The organism is Roseibium sp. (genome assembly GCF_048260565.1).
Taxonomy (GTDB): Bacteria; Pseudomonadota; Alphaproteobacteria; order Rhizobiales; family Stappiaceae; genus Roseibium.
Genome location: NZ_JBLXGP010000001.1, coordinates 551,020 through 570,681, shown reverse-complemented (window position 1 = coordinate 570,681; position 19,662 = coordinate 551,020). Strand labels below are relative to the sequence as shown.

Here is a 19,662-nt window from a genome sequence, read left to right as displayed (position 1 = left end):
TACCGTAACCTCTAGCCCGACGGGGATATGTGGAAGGGCGGCCTGATGACCTAGGGCCTCTACGTGTCGCCATCGAAGGATCTCGTCATTGTTTACTAACGACGACCACTCCGGCCACCGCTACGCCCGCGCCATCGCGACCTCCGGGCTGTTCGACAAGTGAAGTCAGAAGAAATGGGGACGCGCCGTGCGTGCGCCCTCCCCTTGGCGGGGCAGCCTGCTCGGCCTGATCGAGCCAGGCGGATGGGCCGACCTGATCATGAAGAACGGGGTGTTTTAGAAAAACGCCACAGAGGGCCGATATTATCGTTTGATGTTTGACAAATAGCACCCGGTGAGCAGCGAGACGCACCTGTTCAGAGCGCCATCCGGGCTCGCAAACCCAACAGCCCGATAAGATCTTTATTCGGATTAAGCGCCGGATCCTTGATCACCTGAATGCTCGGAGTGACTTGCAGGCCTTCCGTCACCTGCAAACGCTGGAACACCTCAAGCGTGAGTTGGTCATCCAATTTGGTTCCAAATGTATTTTGGTTCGGTCGGCTCCAGTTGAGGCCCACTCCCAACAAGTCGCGGCCGGGGAGCCTCTGGTAACCGAAACCGACGCTGAGAGCAGCCTGATAGAGGCTGCCGCCGTCGTGGGACCAACCTCCCCGGACAAAGGGCAACCATCTGTCATTGATGCCTTTTGTTGCCGAGAAACTGACACCATAGCCATCCGGTGTGGCTGCTTTGCTCCGCGCATCTATCTGCCAGAAAGTCGCGTGGAAATTGTCGATGAAGAGGCGTTCCGGTCCTGAGGTCCAACCAACTTCGACGGTTTTGAACGTCTCGAAATCATTGAAGAACGTTTCAAAGCCACTGCCAATGTCTGTTGCATCCGCGTTTGCATCCGCGATACTCGCCGAGGCATAGATGTTACTCGTTAGAAACCCACCAACCATTCCTCCGAAAGCGCCGTCCGGAAGACCGCCAATCGTGCCGGAGCCCGTCTGAAATGCCAGATTGGAAAAGCCGGTCCAGGGGCTCGCGAGTGCATAGACATCCGTATAATCAGTGACATCAAGAAACCCGGCATAGGCAACACCACGTCCGCCTGCGAAATTTTGCTGCCAGTAAAGATGCGTCGTCCGCCATTTCTGGTCGCTGAACACCGAACTTACCAATCCGGCATAGCCGATGTCCGCATTAAAGGCTGTCGGCGCAACCTTGCTATAGGCGTGGCGATGTTCGAACTTGAAAACCAGGCCACCCTTGTTGGGGCCATTGCGGTCGAACAAATCCCACGTCCCAAGAAATCGAAGCGAACCGCTGCCGGTGTTGTATTTGCCGAGGCTGGCACTTGCGACGTAGCCGAGTGCGTTGTAGTCGATCCCGAAGTCTAGCCCGGTCTTTTGCTTGAGCGCCTTCTTGAACGTGTCAAAACGTTCCTGGATATTCACGTTCAGGATGTCTGGCTTCTCGGCCGCATCGCTTGCCAGCACGTTTGGTGTCGCGTCCGGCCCGGACAATGCCTCTGCCGCGTCTTCGGCCTGCGCAATTGCAGGGCATAGCAGCAATAGCAGGCCGGACAGAAGCGAGCGGACCGGCTTGTAAAGGGGCTGGAAAGTGTTCATGCGAAAAGCCTGCATGTAGTGGGAACACCTGTTCGGATGTTGCTGCAAGCGATCAAGGCTCCGCTGTCCCGAGCGGTTGGGGCAGTCCAAATGGTGCGCCAGCGCCCAGCCTCCGTCCTGACGAACGGACTTCGAAAACCTGATGGATCGAGCAGAAAACAGCCAAAGAGAGCTCGTCGGGCTTGTTTGTCTTGTCACCGCTGAGATCGGACCTGACATCCTGAATATCGATTGCAGCGGAGCGCGCGAACTCGGTGAAGGACACCGGCTTTTTGCGTTGATCTCCAGCCGGGCTCGGTCGGGTGCGTTCCTCGGCATCAACCGCACCCGGTGTGAACACCGGGCAAACAAGGACCGCAATCAGGCTCGCTCTGATGATCGCCCGGTACCGACGCAGAAACGTGTCCCGACTTGCCTCGGTGGTGACATTGTATTCATGTCGCCCGGACACTGTTCGTTCACAGCGCATCTCCCCGCCTCCCAGCTGGTAAGGTCGATTTAAGTCCAGTTTCGGTCCTCCATGCGAGGAACCAATGCTTTACAAACCACGGTCTCCAACTCTACCGCCCGAGTCTTCAGTTGGCTGTCCCGGGCTGCCCAAGAGCACCAGCGTCGATCGTGAAGCCGGCGGCGGTGTGTTGTCGATCCCAATCCTTGATTGTGATGGGCTTGAAACGGCCCTCGGGCTGAACGGGAAAGCGGATCGGCTTGCCTGGCCGAACATCCAACTGGAACTCGTTTTCGCGCACAACAGGCACGCCGCTCACGATGACATAGGGAATACCAGTTGTCGGCAGCCCCTGCTCGCCTGCCTTGTAGGTTGCGTTGTCCCTGACGTTCTCGGGATCAAAGATCGTGATATCGGCGACCATCCCCTCCTGGAGGCGGCCTCGTTCCTGCATCGCCTCGATACCGGTCAGGCCCAGGTGATAAGCGGGCCAATACGCCATCTGCGCGATCGTGAACATCAAGGGCACGCCATACTTGCGTCCCGAGCGCAATGTCTTGCCGCGTGTGCCGGCTGTGCGTGGATGGCCAACGTACTCCTCGGGCGGCAAATCCCAGGAATCGATCCCCTTGCCGGACCACATCGCGTCCGAGGCGACGATCATGTGCGGCATGCGCAGCCAGTAAGGCAACCACTCATCCCGTTTGGGATTGAAGGCAAAGATGGTGCGCCCGGGATCCGCCTTTGAGGTTTCTTCCCACTCTTCCTGGGTCAGGAACTTGTCCTGAATGGGGTCGTATATCGTCTCTTCATAGGGCCGTCCGCCGGCGAGGATCTTGAATTTCTCTGGTGAGAAGAAGTCAGCCGAAATCGCTGTCGAAGCGGCGGAATAGGGATAATGTTCCGACCAGACATTGTACCCTTGGGCTCGCGCCTTTTGCAGCTTTTCCTCGTTTTCCCACCAGCCATATTCATTGTTGTGGTTGAGCGAAAAGGGCGCATCGAGTGCCATGGCGTTGGCCAGAAGTTCACTGGTCCCCAGCGGTCCCTCGGGATTGCTGGGGTTGCCGTGGAACCGCACATGCGCACCCAGCAAGCGGCCGTAATTCGCTGCAACCTCCTGCGTCTTGTACATCTCGAACGTGGTCACGCCCTCGCTCATGTACCCGATGGTCGAGGCGACGCTGAGCGCGCCCTGGCGTAACTCCTCGTCCATATACGCCAGGATCTGATTGAGTTGATCCAGATTGCTTCGCGTAACCGACCAACCCGGCACACCGTCTTCCTCAACGGCTTTTGCGCGAAGCTCGAAAACGCTGGTGGCATCATGCCACCCGCTGGTATCGACCTCCGGATCATGAACCCGGGTCCGTGTCATTTCCTGGCTGACGCCCGTGCCATAGTTCAGCGGCCAACCTGATTTTTCCTTAGCGGCGTACCACTCGGCAATGTGGATCGCACCGGCCTCGAGATCCATCCCCGTCGTCACGCCATCAAGCGCGGCAAGTTTCAGCGAGAGCCCGTCTAGTGCGTGAAAGTGCAAGTCGATGAAGCCCGGCGCCACCACATGACCGGTGGCGTCGATGCTTTCTCTGCCCGTGATCTCACCGGGTGTGATGATTTCGATCCGACCGTCCTTGATGCCCACGTTAAATTGGCCGTCGAGCATCGTCTCGGGATCCATGACCCGGCCGTTCAGGATCACCAGGTCGTAGTCTTGCGCGGCGGCCTGGGCCGTCAGGGCGAGGCTTGCGACTACGGCTAAACCACCAAGTAGTTTTCGCATTCTTCCAACCTTTCGATTGCGTTGCAGCTTCGCAAAGAGTCCGCAAGCTATTTCGACACCAGGCCCTGAAACGCGTTTCTCACGACAGGCGTGGTGCGACAAAGCCCGACAGAGCACCGTCACGTTTCATCACCCGACATGTCGTCGCGCACCTGATCCTGGGTCTCGCAAGCCGTCGAATTGCTCAAGTTCAACAAATTGCGGACCTGAAGCCTAAAACTCCACGCGGCCGCGCATGCCGAACACTGCTATCAGGTCCTCGTTCGGGTTAAGCGCTGGATTGAAGAGGAGCTGTGTACTCGGAGTGACCTGAACGTTTTCGACCAATTGTACCCGATAGAAAACTTCACCGGTCCATTGATCGTCCAGATCTGAAGGGATCGTGTCCGAATTCGGTCGACCCCAGTTGACACCGACACCAAGCAGGTTCCCCCCCGGTGTGGTCATGTAGCCAAATCCGGTACTGACGGACGCCTCATACAAGCCACCGCCTTCATGGGCCCAACCGCCGCGCAGGAAAACCAGCAAATTTTCATTTACGAGAGACGAGACAGACCCGTTCACACCCCATCCGCCAGTCGCACCTGTTTTCTTGCTTTCGTCAATTTGCCAGAAGGCGATATGGGCGTTGTCCAGGAACAGCCTCTTGCCTCCTTCGGTGTAGCCGATCTCGATGGTCTTGAACGTATCGAAATCGCCGAAAAAGGTTTGAACGCTCTGGAACGGTGAGGTCGGGTCCGCGCTGGCATCGGCAATACTCGCGGCTGCGTAAATATTGTCCGAAAAGTAGCCACCGACCATCGCGCCGAATGCCCCGTCCGGCAATTTGATCATCGTGTTGGAGCCGGTGGAAAAGGCGAGATTGTGAAAGCCCGTCCAGGGACTGGCCAATGCATAGACGTCGAAATACTCCTTGATGTCGATAAGCCCAACACGTGCAACAGCTTTATCGTCCAGGAACCTCTGTTTCCAATAAAGTGTGGTTGCTCGAAAACCCTGATCGGAGAAAACCGGTTCAGTAACGCCCACATAGCCGGCAACCAATCCAAGTCCGGCCGGAGGGACATCCGTGAAGGAATGCCGGTTTTCCCCCTTGAACTCGATACTCCCGGTATTCTTGGCCCCGCGATTGAACAAGGCCCATGAACCGTAGACACGCGCAATCGCCGAAGCTGCCGTGTCATCACCGAGACTGGCCGTGGCCGCGAGCCCAACGACCGTGTAATCGGCACCGAAACTGAACCCTGTTCGTTCTTTGATACCCGCCTTCCACGCTTCCCAATTCTCTTGGAAGTTGCGATCGAGCAGGTCCGCCTTTTCTTCTCTGTTTGCCGAAAGCAGAGAATCCGCTGAATCCGGCCCATCCAACGGATTGCGGTCAAGTGTGCTCCCTGTCGACTTAACAACGGACGCGGGGGCTCCACCTTCCGCAATCGCGATTTGCGGAAAAAACAGGAATGAGACGAGCGCCACGGAGGCAGAAAATGTCCTGCATGGTCTCCCTGCAATCCTGACGCATTCCCCGACTTTATTTTGCGTGTAGAACTTCATTTTCCCATTCCTGTTGCGCCAACGGTGCGCCGCCCCCTATGACAGGCCTGATCTGTCAGGTCGCTGTAAATTCGTGACTATCTGGCTTTCCAGTTCGGTGCCCGTTTTTCGGCAAACGCCAAGGCGCCTTCTTTCGAGTCTTCCGTCCGCATCAGGAAGTCGAAGCTTTCCTTTTCCAGCCTGACCGCCTGAGGCAACGGCATGTCCAAACCATCGAGGACCGTCCGCTTCATCTTCTGCACGGCAAGCGGTGCGCTCTTGAGGATCTCGCCGGCGATCTGCTCGGCCTTTTCCATCAGCTTGTTTTCGTCGGGCAACACGTGATTGACGAGGCCTAATCGGTAAGCATCGCTGGCGTCGATACGGCCGCCGGTGTAGAGCAGTTCCAGGGCCGGTCCCAACGGGATCGTACGCGGCAACCTCTGAGTGCCGTATCCGCCCGGGATCCAGCCCAGCCTTATCTCGCCGGATCCGAAATGGGCATCTTCCGTGCAGATTCGAATGTCGCAAGCCAACGCCTGTTCGAGCCCGCCGCCGTTGCAGTGGCCGTGAATGGCGGAAATAACCGGCTTGGTCATGTGCAACATGCGCGGATAGAGCCGATCGACATAGCCATCCGCATCCGGCGATTTCACCCACTCAACGTCTGTACCGACGCAGAAAGCACGACCAGCACCACTTATGATACCAACTCGCAGGCCGGGATCGTTTTCGAGCTCGTCCCATGCATCTGCGATGGCGTTGTACGTCTCGCCGTCACAGGCATTCAAAACTTCCGGGCGGTTGATCCTGACGTGGATAATTCCCGCTGATTTCTCTACGATCACCTTTTCCATGTCTCTTCCTTTCACACTGATAATGGGCTGTTCTTAATGTCGCCAATGACATCGGTCGTCGTCTCACAGACGCGTAAAAGGCGATTACTCGTCGAACAGCCCTGAGGTCGCGATCGCGCGGGCGTAGCGGTGGCCCGAATGGTCGTCATTGCTGACGTTGAAGTAGACGATCACCAGGTCCTTGTCGGGCGAGACGTAGAGGCCCTGGGTCATCAGCCCGCCCTTCCACATGTCCCCGTCCGGCCACAGCACATCCCACTGGCGGCTGTTGGCGATGAAATCGTCCGAGCCGAGGAAGTCCGCGAAGACCGCCCCGTCGAAGCCGGCCATAATGAACTCGTGGCTGCGCACCTCGTCATGGATGCGTTTGAGGATCTCGTCCGTCACCACCTTCTCGGTGGCGATCTTGTCCCAGCTCGGCGTGTAGAGCATGCCGAAGCGGGCGAAGTCGCGCAGGTTGCTCGACACCAGGCCATGGGCGGCGGCAATCCCGTCCGGCGTCAGGTGGATCTGCAATGCTCCTTCGGCCCCGACTTTCGACCAGACCCGGCGGTCGAAGATCTGCGCCCAGCGGTCGTTCTCGACCTCCTCCGCCAGGATCACGAGCATCTGGGTCAGGCCGGAGGCGTAGTGGAAGGCCTGGCCCGGCTCCTCGCGCTTGGGCGTGCTCCTGAGCACGTCGCGCAGCTTCTCGACGCCCCGGGTCTCGTTGGGAAAGCCGAATTCGGATTCGTAGACCCGCCGGGCGATATTGTCAGGGTCGAAGCGGGACTCGGAGGTGTCCTCCAGGTCCATCCCCGTAGCCATGTCCAGAATGTCCTTGGTGGTGACCCCGTCCCAGGGCGTGCCCTTGAAGTCGGGCAGATAATCGGTGACCGGCGCGTTCTGGTCGATCTTGCCCTCGCTGATCAACTGGTCGATCAACAGGCTGGCCGTGGGCTTGGCCGAGGACATCCACACGTGGTGATCCTCGGGCCGCATCCGCGGGTACTTCTCGTAAACGATTTCGCCCTTGTAGACGACCATATAGGCCTGCGCGCCCGGCGACTGCTCGAGGAACGCGTCGAGCGACAAGGGGCTGGGCAGCGAGCTTTCGGAGGTCATGTCGACCTTGATCTCGCCGATCTGGGGCATCGGGTTCTCGGCCAGCGGCATCGGACCGACGCGCGAGGGCAGAACGGCGGTGGGCAGAAACTCCGACACGCGCATGTTGAAGTAGGCCGAAGGATCGGCGCCCCGGAACAGCTCGTTGTAGTCGGCGGCGCGGGTCTCTTTCTCAAGCGCCAGCGGGAAGCCGTCGACGAACTGGTCGAGCGGCGTGCGTTCCTGCGCGCCGGCGGCCGCGGCGGCCAGCACGACGAGGGAGGCGGCGAAGGGGATTCTGAACATCTCTCTTGTTCCCTTGGGTTTGCGGCGTCGTGCGCCGTTAACAGTTGTCACTCGTCGAACAGGCCCGAGGTTGCGATCGGGCGGACGAAACGGTGAGCGGATAGGTCCTGATCGCTGACATTGAAGTAGACGATCACCAGGTCACGCGAGGGCGAGACGTAGAGACCCTGCGACATCAACCCGAATTTCATCATGTCGCCGTCGGGCCAGACCAGGTCCCACTGTCGACTGTTGCCGATGAAGTCGTCCGTGCCGACGCGGTCGGCGAATTCCGGGCCGTCGAAGCCAGCCATGATGAACTTGTGGCTACGCACTTCGTCGTGGATGCGGGCCAGGATCTCGGCCGTCACCACCTTCTCGGTGGCAGTCTTGTCCCAGCTCGGCGTGTAGAGCATGCCGAAGCGGGCGAAGTCGCGAAGGTTGCTCGATATCAGCCCGTGCACGGCGGCAATCCCGTCGGGGGTCAGGTGGATCTGCAGCGCCCCCTCGGCACCGACTTTCGACCAGACACGGCGATCGAAAATCTGGGCCCAGCGATCGCCCTCCACCGCTTCGGCGAGGAAGACCAGCATCTGGGTCAGGCCGGAGGCGTAGTGGAAGGCCTGACCCGGCTCCTCCAGCTTCGGGGTGCCGCGCAGCACGTCGCGCAGCTTCTCAACGCCGTGGATCTCGTTGGGAAAGCCAAACTCGGATTCATAAACCCGCCGGGCGATGTTCTCGGGATCGAAGCGGGACTCGGTGGTATCCTCGAGATCCATGCCCGAGCCCATGTCCATCACGTCGCGCGTGGTAACGCCGTCCCATGGCGTGCCCTTGAAGTCGTTCAGATAGTCAGTGATCGGCGCGTTCTGATCGATCTTGCCCTCGCTGATCAGCTGGTCGATCACCAGGCTGGCCATCGGCTTGGCGCAGGACATCCACAGGTGATGATCCTCGGGCCTCATCCGCGGATACTTCTCGTAGACCACCTGGCCCTTGTGCACGACCAAAAATGCCTGGGCGCCCTGGTGCCGGTCCAGAAAGGTGTCCAGCGACAGCGGCCCTTCCAGCGTACTGGCTTCCATCAGCTCGGCTGTCACCTCGCCGATCCGGGGCATGTGGTTTTCGGCCAGCGGCATCGTCCCGGTACGCGACGGCAGGATGGCCGTCGGCAGGAACTCCGATACGCGCATGTTGAAATAGGCTGACGGGTCGCCGCCGCGGAAAAGCTCGTTGTAATCGGCTTCGCGCGTTGCCTTTTCGAGTTCTATCGGAAAGCCATCGACAAACTCGTCAAGCGGTGTTCGGTCCTGAGCGGCAATTGGCGTGGCTGAAAGCAAGAGAGTGCCCAGCAGGGCATATTTGCAGTTGCTTTTGAAATGGTTGATCCAGTTTTGCACCATGGTCTCCCGGATTTGACAGGTAACGAATACTGCGTACCGCCAGATGAATTCCTATGATCAGTATTTCGTGTAATTGGGCTTGCGCTTCTCTGCGAAAGCGGCCGTTCCTTCCTTGAAGTCCGGCGTGCCGAACAGCGCATGAAACAAGCGGCGCTCGACCTTGCGTCCCTCGGTAATCGGCATTTCGGCTTGCTGGTTTACAACTTCCTTGCCTGCAAGAACCGACAGCCGCGGATTGTTGGCAATCCTGGTGGCGAGCGCCAACGCTTCGTCCATCAGTTTGCCATCGTCAACGACCTGCGTGATCAGACCGATCCGTTCGGCTTCCTCTGCGTCGATCCAGTCACCGGTCAGAATATAACGCATCGCCTTGTACTTACCGATCCGGTGGGCCATGCGCTGCGTCCCGCCGCCGCCCGGGATAACGCCCAACGTAACCTCTGTGAGACCGAATTTGGCCGTCGTGTCGGCCAGGATCATGTCGCACATCAGCGAAATCTCCGTGCCCCCTCCAAAGGCGTAACCACGTACAGCCGCGATGACCGGTTTGCGCAACTCGGCGACCTGGTCCAGATAGGCTGCCATGTCGGTCCGGAAGGCCTCCGGGAACTCCTTTGATGCAATCCATTTGAGGTCGGCACCGGCACAAAAAGCCTTGTCCCCGCCGGCAAGGATCATGCAGCCGATGCTGTCGTCCGCATCAAATGCTTTCAGGGCATCCGTGACTTCCACTTCCACTTCTTCGTTCAGCGCATTCATCGCTTCGGGACGGTTGAAGGTAACGATCCCGACGTTTCCCTTGCGCTCGGTCAGCATGTACTTGTAGTCGGCCAATACGGTGTCTCCTTGAACAGAGTTGGGTGTCTCGCCGCTCTTCGGCTTAACCGTTGAGTTCGATGTCCGGGTTCGGGATCAGCCCGAGGCCATCAAGCCCGAAGATGATCAGCTGAACAGCCAGCGCGCAAAGCAGCAGGCCGACGATGCGCAGGAAAATTTTCAGGATCGCGGGGGGGATCTTTGCAAAAATCTTGTCGGCAGCCAGCAGAAAGCCGAGATTAATCGCCATGACCCCCAAAATGAGTGCGACAAAAATCGCGGCGTCCGCAACACCTTGCAGGGTTGCTTCGATTGCAACGATGGCCACGAGCCCATGCGGAGATGCCATGAGAGGCACCGCGAGCGGAAACGTCGCGACATCCAGGGACGGGGCCGGTGGCGGACCGTCCGACGCCTGGTCCTTGTCTTCAGCAAGGATCAGATTGAGGGCGAAGATGAAGAGAATGGCCCCTCCGGCAATCAACAGGGCCTCCGTGCTGACTTTCAGTCCCGCCAGAATAGCCGCCCCGACAAGCGCAAAAACGACGCAGATCACAGTCGAGACCGTGACCGTCCGGAAGGCGATGGCCCGTTTCAATTCGGCGTCTGCCGACTTCGTCAGCCCCAGATAAACAAGCGAGGCGCGCACCGGGCCGATCGTGACGAATAAAAGGACGGCAATCTCTACCCAACTCATGAACTTACCTCGCTTTTTTTGCGTTTCAGAGCGCCGATTACTGCGCCAATCACGCATCCGGCAAAAAACGCGCCCGGCATCTTCAGCTGGAAATTTCCGGTCACTAACTTTCCGTCGGGCAGCATAAATGCGAACGCCGCTGCCAACACCGCTGCATACAGGACAAGGGCGACACCGGCTGATACATCGCGATTGCCGCCCGGGTTAACGAAAAGATAGGCGCCGCCAGCCGCAGGTAGGCCCACCATCACCGCAGAGAAAACAACATTCAGCATCTCTTTTCCTCTGTGCCGGACCCCAACTGCTGAAAGCAAATTGGCCGATTGAAAGACCTGTCCATGCGATGGTTACCCGGTTTCGATCGGCGGCAGCCGGTCCCGCAGCTTGTTCTTGGCAATCCGATCCAGTGTCGAACGGGGAAAATCGTCCACGACATGCACTGACCTTGGCACCTTGAAGTCCGCGAGTTTTTCACGGCAATGCGCGACAATCCGGTTGCCAAGGTCCTCTTCCGAAAGACCTTTCCCGGTTTCGCTTACCGACACAAAGGCGGCGGGAACATCGCCGAGCATGTAGTGTTTCTGCGCGACCACTGCGCATTCCATCACCAAACCGGTCTCAAGAATGGCGGTTTCGATCTCCAGAGCCGCTACGTTCTCGCCACCGACCCGCAGCATGTCCTTGTCCCGGGTAACAAAGAACATCCAGCCATCCTCGTCGATACGAACCCGATCGCCTGTGTCGAGCGCACCACTCCTGTCGAATGCCTCTTCGGTCTTTTCCGGATTTTCGTAATACTCCTTGAAGAGGGATACGCCGCGCTCTCCGCGGATGAACAACAATCCTTCTTCCCCCGGTCCTGCCAAAGTGCCGTCGGGCTTGCGCACCTCCACCTCATAAAACGGAGACGGACGGCCCATCGTCCCGGCAGGACCGGTATGATCCGCATCCGTGACGATGCAGGCGGTCAGTGTTTCCGTCATGCCCCAAAGCGCCATCGTCTGAACTCCGAACTCCTTTTCGGCCTCCGGCAAGTGCGCCAGCCCGATCAACGTGCGCACTTTGTGGTCAGGCACAGGACGTCCGCTCAGCGCCTTGAAGGCGAAAGGGATCATCGACACCCAGGTGACACCGTAGGCGGCACAGGTGTCCCAGAACCGCGACGCCGAGAATTTCGGGTGCACGACAATCGTCCCGCCCGACCAGAGCGCCGTGAGTAGGGAAATCTGGGCGTTGGCATGGAAAAGCGGCATGTAGATCAGCGTGACATCGTCGCGCCGCAGACGCAGGTTCATCGCCATGCACTTGCCGCCCCAAAGGGCGTTGGCGTTTGTCCAGACCGTGGGCTTGGGCCGGGACGTGGTGCCGGAGGTGAACTGAACGGCGAAATTCCGGTCACAGTCTGTCGATATGTCCGGAACGGATCCGTCGCCGAAGACGTCTGCAAAGACAGCTGCGTCGAGTGCATCCGCATCAAAATCCCCAGCATCGCCGGAGACGATCATCGGCGTGTCCGGGCCACAGGCTTCACGTACCATTTTCGCCAGCGATGGCTGCGTGATGGCACAGACAGGTTTCATCACTTCCGCGAAGTAATTGACGTTCTCGGTGACGGATCTCGTGTTGGTCGTGACGGGTACGGCGCCGAGATAGGCACAAGCGAACCAGGCGATCAGAAAGTCGGGCGAATTGTCGAGATGCATGAGAACGAAATCGCCGCTCCCGACACCTCGCGCGTGCAATCCTGACGCAAACCGCCTGGCATCCCGCGCCAGTTCGGCATAGGTCCAGCTGCGTTCCGCGCCGTCGAAGGGCACCCAGATCAGGAACGTCTTGTACGGCTGCCGCTCGGCCCATTGGTCGAGCAGCCAGACCACATCCATTCCGTGAAACCCGTTGGCCTTTGATGTGGGCTTATCTTTTGGAGAACCTGTCAAACTCTTGCCTCTGTATCCAGGTTGTCAAGTCTTTTTCTTTTCCACGTAAATCGCGTGCTCCGCGTAACAGACACAATCCCCGTTCTGGTTGAACGTCGTTTTCGCCTCGGTCACGATTCCATGATCGGGGCTCTTGGGATGGTCCTTCTTCGAAATCACCTTGACTTCGACGGTGATCGTGTCACCGGCATAAACGGGATGAGGATAGCGAATCTTGTCGTAGCCGTAGGACATGCCATGCGGGTTCAGCGGCTCACCCTGAATGGTCAGACCGGTGCTGATTGAAAATGTTGCGTTGCCGTGGGCAATCGGCTTTTTGAATGGCTGGGTCTTGCACCATTCCGCATCCGTGTGATGCGGCATCCAGTCTCCGGAATGCATCGCGTGCATCACGATATCGGCCTCTGTGATCGTGCGGCCGGCGGTCATGCGCGTCTCGCCGATTTCGAAATCTTCGTAGAATTTGGGGACTTCTTTATAAGTCGAGCCTTTGGCCATGATTACTTTCTCTCTGGGAAACCTCACCTCTAGAGGGCGAGTCGTGGACGTACGAGATCCCACACCTTGCGGTTGGTCACGACGAAGGGGTACGTCGAGTGACGTAAAGTGCGTGCTCCACGTAGGCGACGGTTTCGTCACGTTGGTTCGTGGTCGTTTCGGTCTGAATGATGATGCCGTGTGTGGGACGCTTGGGGTGATCGTTTTTCTCGGTGATCTTTACCTCGACCTTGATCGTGTCGCCCGGGAAGACCGGATTCGGGTAGCGGATCTTGTTGTAGCCATAGGCCATCACGTTCGGATTCTGGGACTCGGACTGGAAGATCAGACCGGTGCTGATGCAGAATGTCATGTTGCCATGCGCGAGCCGGGTCTTGAACGGCTGCGTCTTGGCGAACTCCTCGTTGGTGTGATGGGGCTGCCAGTCGCCGGAATGCATCGCATGCATCACAACATCCGTTTCCGTGATGGTGCGTGCGGCGGTCATGTAGGACTCGCCGATCTCGAAGTCCTCGAAAAACTTGTTTTCCTCGTCTGCCATCTTCTTTCCTTCCAATCGGTAGTTTCTGGGATCGAACGGCGCCCAAGGAGCAGGCGAGATCGATGATCGCTATTATCGAAACAAAATATGATTGGTATCGGGGGGCAGGCTTTCACACTGCGTTGCGGCCCCCGACGCCCTTTGATCCTATCGAACCGTCGGGATTATCCATGCACACGGATCGCCTTGGATTCTGCCATCTCCTTGATTTGGTCTTCGGAGTAGCCGAGGTTCGCCATGATTGAGGCGGTGTGCTCGCCCACTTCCGGCGCCTTGCGCGGCGGGACTTTTCCGATGCCCTCACCCTCGACATAGATCGGGCTATCGACCGTCTTGTGGCCACCCGCGCCTTCGACCTCCGGGAAGCAGCCATTTGCGATCATGTGCTCGTCCGTGACGTCCTCAGCCGTGGTCTGCACGGGGCTGAAATTCACATGGTACTCTTTCAGTCGGGCCTTCACCGTGGCGAGATCATGCTGACCAACGATCCTGTCCATTGCAGCAAAAAGTTCGGCCGAGTTCTCGTCCCGCGCCTTGGGTGTCGCAAAACGCGGATCGTCCTTCGCCTCGCTTGCACCGAACGCGTCGCAGAGGTTGGCAAAGTTATTCGGGTTAAGTTCAACGATCTGAACGTAACGGTCGTCGCTGGTCTTGAAAAAACCACCGTTGACGGGGTTTGGCCACTCGGTGCGATGGAACTTCTGCATGGGCGGCGCGCCAACCAGAGCAGCCTGAACAAAGGTCGAGTTCTGCCACAGACCGACATTCATCAGCGATGTCGCAACGAACGACCCCTTGCCCGTGCGCTCCTTGTGAAACAGACCCGTCATCACCGCGTTGCAAAGCGCGATCGCGGTAGCCAGGTCGCCGAATCCCACCGGAGGTGCGGACGGGCCACTACCTTTTGGGCTGAGTTCGTCAGCTGTACCGGTGCGGGAATAATAGGCCGTCATGTCAAAGCCCGGCGCGTCGGTATCCGGCCCCGCCATGCCGAAACCGTTGATCCAGGCATAGACGATGTCGGGCTTGAGCTCCTTGATCACGTCGTAGGTGTGCGCGCACTCTCGCTGCACCTTGCGCGGCGAGTTGGTCAGGAACACGTCCGCAGACGCGGCCAGCTTGTGAAGCACTTCCTGTGCCGAAGGATCCTTGAGATTCAGCGCCACGGATTTCTTGGTACGGTTTTGCATGAAGGTGGTGTAGGGCACGTCGCTGGGCGGCATGCCCTTTACCATGTGTCCCATGCGCCACATGTCGCCCGAGGGCGGTTCGACCTTGATCACCTCTGCGCCGAGGTCGGCGAGCATTACCGCAGCTGAGGGGCACGCGGCCATACCGGCAACCTCGATCACTCTGATACCGTCAAGAACTCCAGTCATCTGATAATTTCTCCTGATGCATTCGGTGAAGTGCACTTGTCTTGGCGCGGATCGCTCGACAGGTGCTCAAAAAATTCGGCCTCGAGCCGATCGAGAATCGCCTGGTATTCCAAGGCGCGTAGCGGAATTTCCTTCCATCGCGCCAAGGCAATTTCAGCTATCTCAATTTCCTCGCAAATCGACCGAAAGTCGGGATTGTCGCGTTCCAGCAACGCTATCTCCCTTTCCCGGTCGGGAAACCGATCTAAAAAATTTCGCAGGAACTTGTTTGTCATCCGGTGCTGCTCCTGTGCAGAGGTCAGCACGATGTGTCGTGTGTGGGTATGTTGCTACATGTTGCTACATGAGGAGTTTCGCGCAAACTCGAGGGTTTGCCTTCAATAAAAGATTTTCGGGTCGCTACTTACGTTGTCCGAAACTGAGAGAGAAAATCGTTTGTGCTTGATCCACAAAGCTCCGATGGTCTGTCCTTCGGAGCACTTGGATCGCTTCATCGTCTGCATCCCTCGATTGGAAGCAGACCTATCTCAAAACCCGGGACTTTCAAGCGCGCACGTTTGAGTAGAAAACGGTGTCCCGACCCCGAAACTAATCTGTTTTACGCAACTTTAGTCTCTATTTGCACATACCCGGAAGGGCCCTATTCCGATTAAAGAATTTGTCTTCAACAAAGCTGCTCCCGCCGAGATTTAGGGCGCTACAGACTCGTTGAACGGATATGTGGAAACAATTCCGGATAAATTTGGGACATGTTGTCCTGTTTCCATGTTTTCACATTTTCGCAGCTTACTTTCCGCTTGGTAATTTGCTAGGTTTGTTGCTGAGCATTTTCGTCACCGTGATTAGTCCAAAATGACATTTTGCCCCGAAGTATCCGATGACCCGTCTCTGGACGAGGCCGATATCCGGCGGCAGCTCGACCTAATTCTTGATTATGCCGATTTCCAAGCCAGCAGTCGCCGCCGCGAATTGCTGACATACATCGTTGAGGAGGCGCTTGCCGGCCGTGCGTCCGGGCTGAAGGCCACGACCATAGCGATGGCCGTTTTTGATCGAGGATCGGATTTTGACCAGCAAACGGATCCGGTGGTCCGGCTCGAAGCCAGAAAGCTCCGCCGCGATCTTGACCACTATTATGCCGATGCCGGCCGGGATGCCCCTGTGCGGATCAGCATCCCAAAGGGGCATTACATTCCAAGATTTTCAAAGCTGAACACAGCCGAGCAAGTCGAGGAGCTTCCCCTAGCCAGCGTTTCTGCCGCGGTTCCAGATGAACTCGTCACGGCAAATACAGCCTCTATAGGGCTGTCCGAGAAACAACCCGGTCGCAAGCATCTTCACCTCGCGCTGATTGTCACGGTGCTTCTTTGTGTTGCGGCGCTCGCGCTTTTCTGGGGCTACAGGCCTGGCGAGCGTACGCTTGCCGACTCGGACTTGCCTGTTGATGGCGCCGGGATCCTGGTTGAAGGCTTCGAGGCGCGAGGAACCAACGACAACCTGGCGTCGCTCCTCGCTGCGGGCCTGTCGCAGGAAATCACTGCGGCTCTTTTGAAATTCCCGGACCTTCGTGTCTATCTGATGGCACGTCAAGGCACGGCTGGTCCCGGCCCGTCGGAAGCGGCAAGGCTTCACTCACTGACGCAGTTTGTCTTGAATGGCTCTGTGTGGCGGGAAGATGGTGACCTGCTCGTCCGCGCCGAGCTCGTGCGCAACAAAGATGCCAGGGTTCTGTGGAGTCACCGCTACAAGATCGGAGCCAACGAGCGAAGCATCGCCGACATTCAGGACGAAATATCCTCCCGTGTCGCCTCGGTGGTCGGCCAACAGTACGGCATCGTCAGGAGCGAACTAAAGCAATTTCTTATTTCCCAGGAATCCAACCCAAGCCTAAGCAGCTATGCCTGTGTTGCCCGTGCCGAGATCTACCGCCGCACACTTCGTTTGGAGGAATACCTGAAAACGCGGGCTTGCCTCGAAGAGGCCGTGCAAAAAGATCCTGAATATGCGCGGGCGTGGGCAATGTTGGCCTACCTGCGTAACGATGCTGTCCGGTTCGGCTATGACAAGGAGTTGCCTGTCAATGAGGCACTCGTCCCAGCACGCGAAGCGGCAACCCGCGCGCTCAGCCTGAACCCCAAAGACACCGATGCCCTTAAGGCGATGTCGCACATTGAGCACTACGACGGCAACTTCGAACGATCAATCGACTACGCTCGGCAGGCCGTCGAGGCAAACCCGAACGATCCCGAAACAATCGGCAACCTGGGGTTCATGCTTGGTATGCGAGGCCGTTTTTCGGAAGCGGTCCCTCTGCTGGATCGTGCAATAGAACGTTCCGTGTCGCCCGCGCCTCGCTACTACCAGATGCTGGCACTAAGCCACCTGATGAAGAGGCAATGGAAGGACATGCTCGCTGCTGCCAATCTTGCCGCAGTCGATGGAATGGGCGTGACCTATGCGTTTCTTGCCATTGCTCACGCAGAACTTGGAAACCGGCTTGCCACCCGGGAGAACCTTGAAATGGCGGAGGAGCGCTGGCCCCTTCTGGCCGAGGATCCGCGGGCAGCGTTTGAAGTGCACAAGCTTGACCCGGCCCTGCTCGACGCGCTTGTTGCGGGTCTCAAGCATGCCCATGCGATTGCGTCCAAGCAGAATTCTGCTTCCCGTTGATGTTCCCTCTATAGACTGAGGCGGGTCGCCCTTCCCGGAAACCTCTTCCAGAAGGCATTTCGACAGATGGGGCTGGCGCCTAGAGGGGGGGCATACGGGCACAGCGATTAAACACAAGCGCCCGGAATTTTGCGGAAAGACTTTGCAAAATTGCTGGAGTGTCTTCGCTGCCCAAGTGCGAATTATCACATTCGCAAAGCCCATCACTTCCGGAAACAAACACGCGTCCGCAATTCACGGGTCTTCAGTTCCCATGGAATTATTTGATCAATCTCATTGTACCCGATGAATTTTTGGCCAAACTGCCGTAGCGATAGCGAATTGGAGAGTGAGAATGCAGGGAGTCAGTGCAGGAAGAGTTTGCGCCGGGCTACTGATATTCCTGGCAGGTCATTTTTTCTTGATCGCGGCAGCAGCGGCGGCTTACCAGGCCACCGCGACGACAAATCTGAACTACCGCGCGGGTCCGGGCACGAACTATCAGGTCGTCGGCACAATTCCTCAGGGTGGTAGCGTGACCGTCTACCAGTGCACCGAAAATTACAACTGGTGCGACATCAACTATACGGGTCAACGAGGCTGGGCCTCCGGCAAGTACCTGAGTTACGCAGGCAGTGGCGACTACTACGGGCGCCCACTCCTTTCATCCGGTGTCTATATCGGCCTTCCGCTTATCTGGAGAAATTATCCGATCTACCGGCCACGACCGCCGTCCTTCCGCCCCCCCAATTATCGACCGCCAGGACACAGGCCGCCCGGCTACCGGCCGCCAGGGTACAGGCCGCCCGGATTCCGGCCTCCGGGAAACAGACCACCTGGCTACCGTCCACCAGGTCAGAGGCCACCCGGATTCCGTCCACCTGGCAACAGGCCTCCGGGGTTCCGGCCTCCAGGAAACAGACCGCCTGGCTACCGGCCACCGGGTCAAAGACCCCCCGGCTTCCGTCCGCCGGGAAACAGACCTCCGGGGTTCCGGCCACCGGGTCAGAGGCCACCCGGATTCCGCCCACCTGGCAACAGACCTCCGGGGTTTCGGCCTCCAGGCAACAGACCGCCCGGCGCTCGCCCGCAGCGCCCCGGCCGACCGACAGTGCGCCCGTCGCGACCATCGCGCCCCAACGCCAGGCCTCCGAATTTTCGCCCCAGACCAGGCGCACGACCTGGCGGTGGCAATCGCGGAAGACCTCGCGGCGGTGGCGGAGGTCGCCGCAGATGATCGCCTGTCCTTTTGTGAAGGAACTACGCAGATGAACAAGATGATATCCATGTTTGCGGCAGCGCTTTTCCTCCTGCCTGCTACAGCGTCGAAGTCCAGGGCCGATGCCTTGCAAGACGCGTTGTCGAGAGGCAACCTGCGGGTTGGCGTTGCCGCGGAAAGTTTGGTTCCCTGGTTGGCAACGGACAAAACCGGTGCGCGTATCGGCTTCGAAATCGATGTGGCGACGAGCGTGAGTGACGCACTCGGCGTGCCCGCCGAATTCGTAGAAGTCCCCTACGACGATTTGCCCGAGAGCCTGAACGCAGGCAAGGTGGACGTGGTTATCTCCGGCGTGACGGTTACTGCGGAAAGGGCCCGGGACGTATTTTTCTCTTCTCCCTACGCTACGACGGATTTTACCGTCGTCGTGGACAAGACCAACCTACCCGCGGGAGCGGCTGAAAAAGGGTATGACATAAAAGGCATGAAAATCGGAGTTGCTTGGGAGTCGCTCGCTGAATATGCCGCATCGACCGTATTTCAGGCCGCCGAGATCGTGAATTTCGATAACAACGGGCTCCTGCGCGATGCCTTTCTCGACGGAACCGTACAGGGGCTCATCGCGCCTACGCCCTACCCGACCTTCATCGTTTCCAGGGATCCTGACCGCTACGCGATGGAACCGGCTCCACTCCTGTCGACGGTCCAAGCCATGGCGGTTCGTCCCGACAGTCCGCGCCTGCTCAACTTCCTCAATGCCTGGATCGTTGAAAACAAGGCAAACGGGGCGTTGGGCGACATGACCGCCTACTGGTTTAAAGGCAGCGAGTGGCTGGACAACCTGGAAGGCTACGATCCCGGTGCGGAGGAGACGGGCGCCGGGACCGACGAGAAGGCACAATAGATTGCTTTCCCATC

General features: G+C 58.3%; 17 protein-coding genes and 1 pseudogene. 3 read left to right on the top strand and 15 right to left on the bottom strand.

Annotation, left to right across the window (positions count from 1 at the left end; all coding sequences use genetic code 11):
* Nucleotides 1-356: 356 nt before the first annotated feature.
* From ACN0SO_RS02510 to ACN0SO_RS02445, 14 genes are all read right to left on the bottom strand, one after another.
* Entirely contained in the window at nucleotides 357-1,616 is a 1,260-nt protein-coding gene (locus ACN0SO_RS02510; protein ID WP_417674180.1) for a carbohydrate porin, read from the bottom strand.
* A 575-nt stretch (nucleotides 1,617-2,191) separates the two neighbouring features.
* Complete coding sequence (locus tag ACN0SO_RS02505) at nucleotides 2,192-3,850, bottom strand: amidohydrolase family protein (RefSeq protein WP_417674178.1); 1,659 nt, start codon at nucleotides 3,848-3,850, stop codon at nucleotides 2,192-2,194.
* A 213-nt stretch (nucleotides 3,851-4,063) separates the two neighbouring features.
* Complete coding sequence (locus ACN0SO_RS02500; protein WP_417674176.1) at nucleotides 4,064-5,401, bottom strand: carbohydrate porin; 1,338 nt, start codon at nucleotides 5,399-5,401, stop codon at nucleotides 4,064-4,066.
* A 77-nt stretch (nucleotides 5,402-5,478) separates the two neighbouring features.
* Nucleotides 5,479-6,237: an enoyl-CoA hydratase/isomerase family protein gene (locus ACN0SO_RS02495; protein ID WP_417674174.1), complete on the bottom strand. Its 759-nt coding sequence runs from the start codon at nucleotides 6,235-6,237 to the stop codon at nucleotides 5,479-5,481.
* Nucleotides 6,238-6,321: 84 nt separating this feature from the next.
* On the bottom strand, nucleotides 6,322-7,626 hold the full coding sequence (locus ACN0SO_RS02490) for a serine hydrolase domain-containing protein (protein ID WP_417674172.1): 1,305 nt from the start codon (nucleotides 7,624-7,626) through the stop codon (nucleotides 6,322-6,324).
* A 47-nt stretch (nucleotides 7,627-7,673) separates the two neighbouring features.
* Nucleotides 7,674-9,005, bottom strand: a complete 1,332-nt coding sequence (locus ACN0SO_RS02485; RefSeq protein ID WP_417674170.1) for a serine hydrolase domain-containing protein — start codon at nucleotides 9,003-9,005, stop codon at nucleotides 7,674-7,676.
* 60 nt (nucleotides 9,006-9,065) lie between these two features.
* Nucleotides 9,066-9,824, bottom strand: coding sequence for an enoyl-CoA hydratase-related protein (locus tag ACN0SO_RS02480; RefSeq protein WP_417675025.1), 759 nt, complete (start codon nucleotides 9,822-9,824; stop codon nucleotides 9,066-9,068).
* Between the two features lie 64 nt (nucleotides 9,825-9,888).
* Nucleotides 9,889-10,521 (bottom strand): MarC family protein, encoded by a 633-nt coding sequence (locus tag ACN0SO_RS02475; protein ID WP_417674168.1) that lies wholly within the window; start codon nucleotides 10,519-10,521, stop codon nucleotides 9,889-9,891.
* Entirely contained in the window at nucleotides 10,518-10,796 is a 279-nt protein-coding gene (locus ACN0SO_RS02470; protein ID WP_417674166.1) for a hypothetical protein, read from the bottom strand. The genes ACN0SO_RS02475 and ACN0SO_RS02470 overlap by 4 nt, the downstream gene beginning before the upstream one ends.
* Before the next feature lie 72 nt (nucleotides 10,797-10,868).
* A complete protein-coding gene (locus tag ACN0SO_RS02465) occupies nucleotides 10,869-12,404 on the bottom strand; it encodes an AMP-binding protein (RefSeq protein WP_417674164.1) in 1,536 nt (511 codons plus the stop codon).
* Between the two features lie 78 nt (nucleotides 12,405-12,482).
* Nucleotides 12,483-12,956 (bottom strand): MaoC family dehydratase, encoded by a 474-nt coding sequence (locus ACN0SO_RS02460; protein ID WP_417674162.1) that lies wholly within the window; start codon nucleotides 12,954-12,956, stop codon nucleotides 12,483-12,485.
* Nucleotides 12,957-13,032: 76 nt separating this feature from the next.
* Nucleotides 13,033-13,497, bottom strand: a complete 465-nt coding sequence (locus ACN0SO_RS02455; protein WP_417674160.1) for a MaoC/PaaZ C-terminal domain-containing protein — start codon at nucleotides 13,495-13,497, stop codon at nucleotides 13,033-13,035.
* 164 nt (nucleotides 13,498-13,661) lie between these two features.
* A complete protein-coding gene (locus ACN0SO_RS02450; protein ID WP_417674158.1) occupies nucleotides 13,662-14,876 on the bottom strand; it encodes a CaiB/BaiF CoA transferase family protein in 1,215 nt (404 codons plus the stop codon).
* Nucleotides 14,873-15,151 carry a hypothetical protein gene (locus ACN0SO_RS02445; RefSeq protein WP_417674156.1) on the bottom strand — a complete coding sequence of 93 codons (279 nt, stop codon included), beginning with the start codon at nucleotides 15,149-15,151 and terminating at the stop codon, nucleotides 14,873-14,875. The genes ACN0SO_RS02450 and ACN0SO_RS02445 overlap by 4 nt, the downstream gene beginning before the upstream one ends.
* Before the next feature lie 577 nt (nucleotides 15,152-15,728).
* Here ACN0SO_RS02445 and ACN0SO_RS02440 point away from each other — a divergent pair.
* Both ACN0SO_RS02440 and ACN0SO_RS02435 read left to right on the top strand, forming a co-directional pair.
* On the top strand, nucleotides 15,729-17,546 hold the full coding sequence (locus tag ACN0SO_RS02440) for a tetratricopeptide repeat protein (RefSeq protein WP_417674154.1): 1,818 nt from the start codon (nucleotides 15,729-15,731) through the stop codon (nucleotides 17,544-17,546).
* 334 nt (nucleotides 17,547-17,880) lie between these two features.
* Nucleotides 17,881-18,138: pseudogene (locus tag ACN0SO_RS02435) on the top strand (SH3 domain-containing protein); the annotation flags it as partial.
* 79 nt (nucleotides 18,139-18,217) lie between these two features.
* On the opposite strand, the gene ACN0SO_RS02430 reads toward ACN0SO_RS02435, so the two are convergent.
* Nucleotides 18,218-18,703, bottom strand: coding sequence for a hypothetical protein (locus tag ACN0SO_RS02430; protein WP_417675052.1), 486 nt, complete (start codon nucleotides 18,701-18,703; stop codon nucleotides 18,218-18,220).
* Nucleotides 18,704-18,712: 9 nt separating this feature from the next.
* On the opposite strand from ACN0SO_RS02430, the gene ACN0SO_RS02425 reads away from it, so the two are divergent.
* A complete protein-coding gene (locus ACN0SO_RS02425) occupies nucleotides 18,713-19,648 on the top strand; it encodes a transporter substrate-binding domain-containing protein (protein WP_417674152.1) in 936 nt (311 codons plus the stop codon).
* Nucleotides 19,649-19,662: the final 14 nt, after the last annotated feature.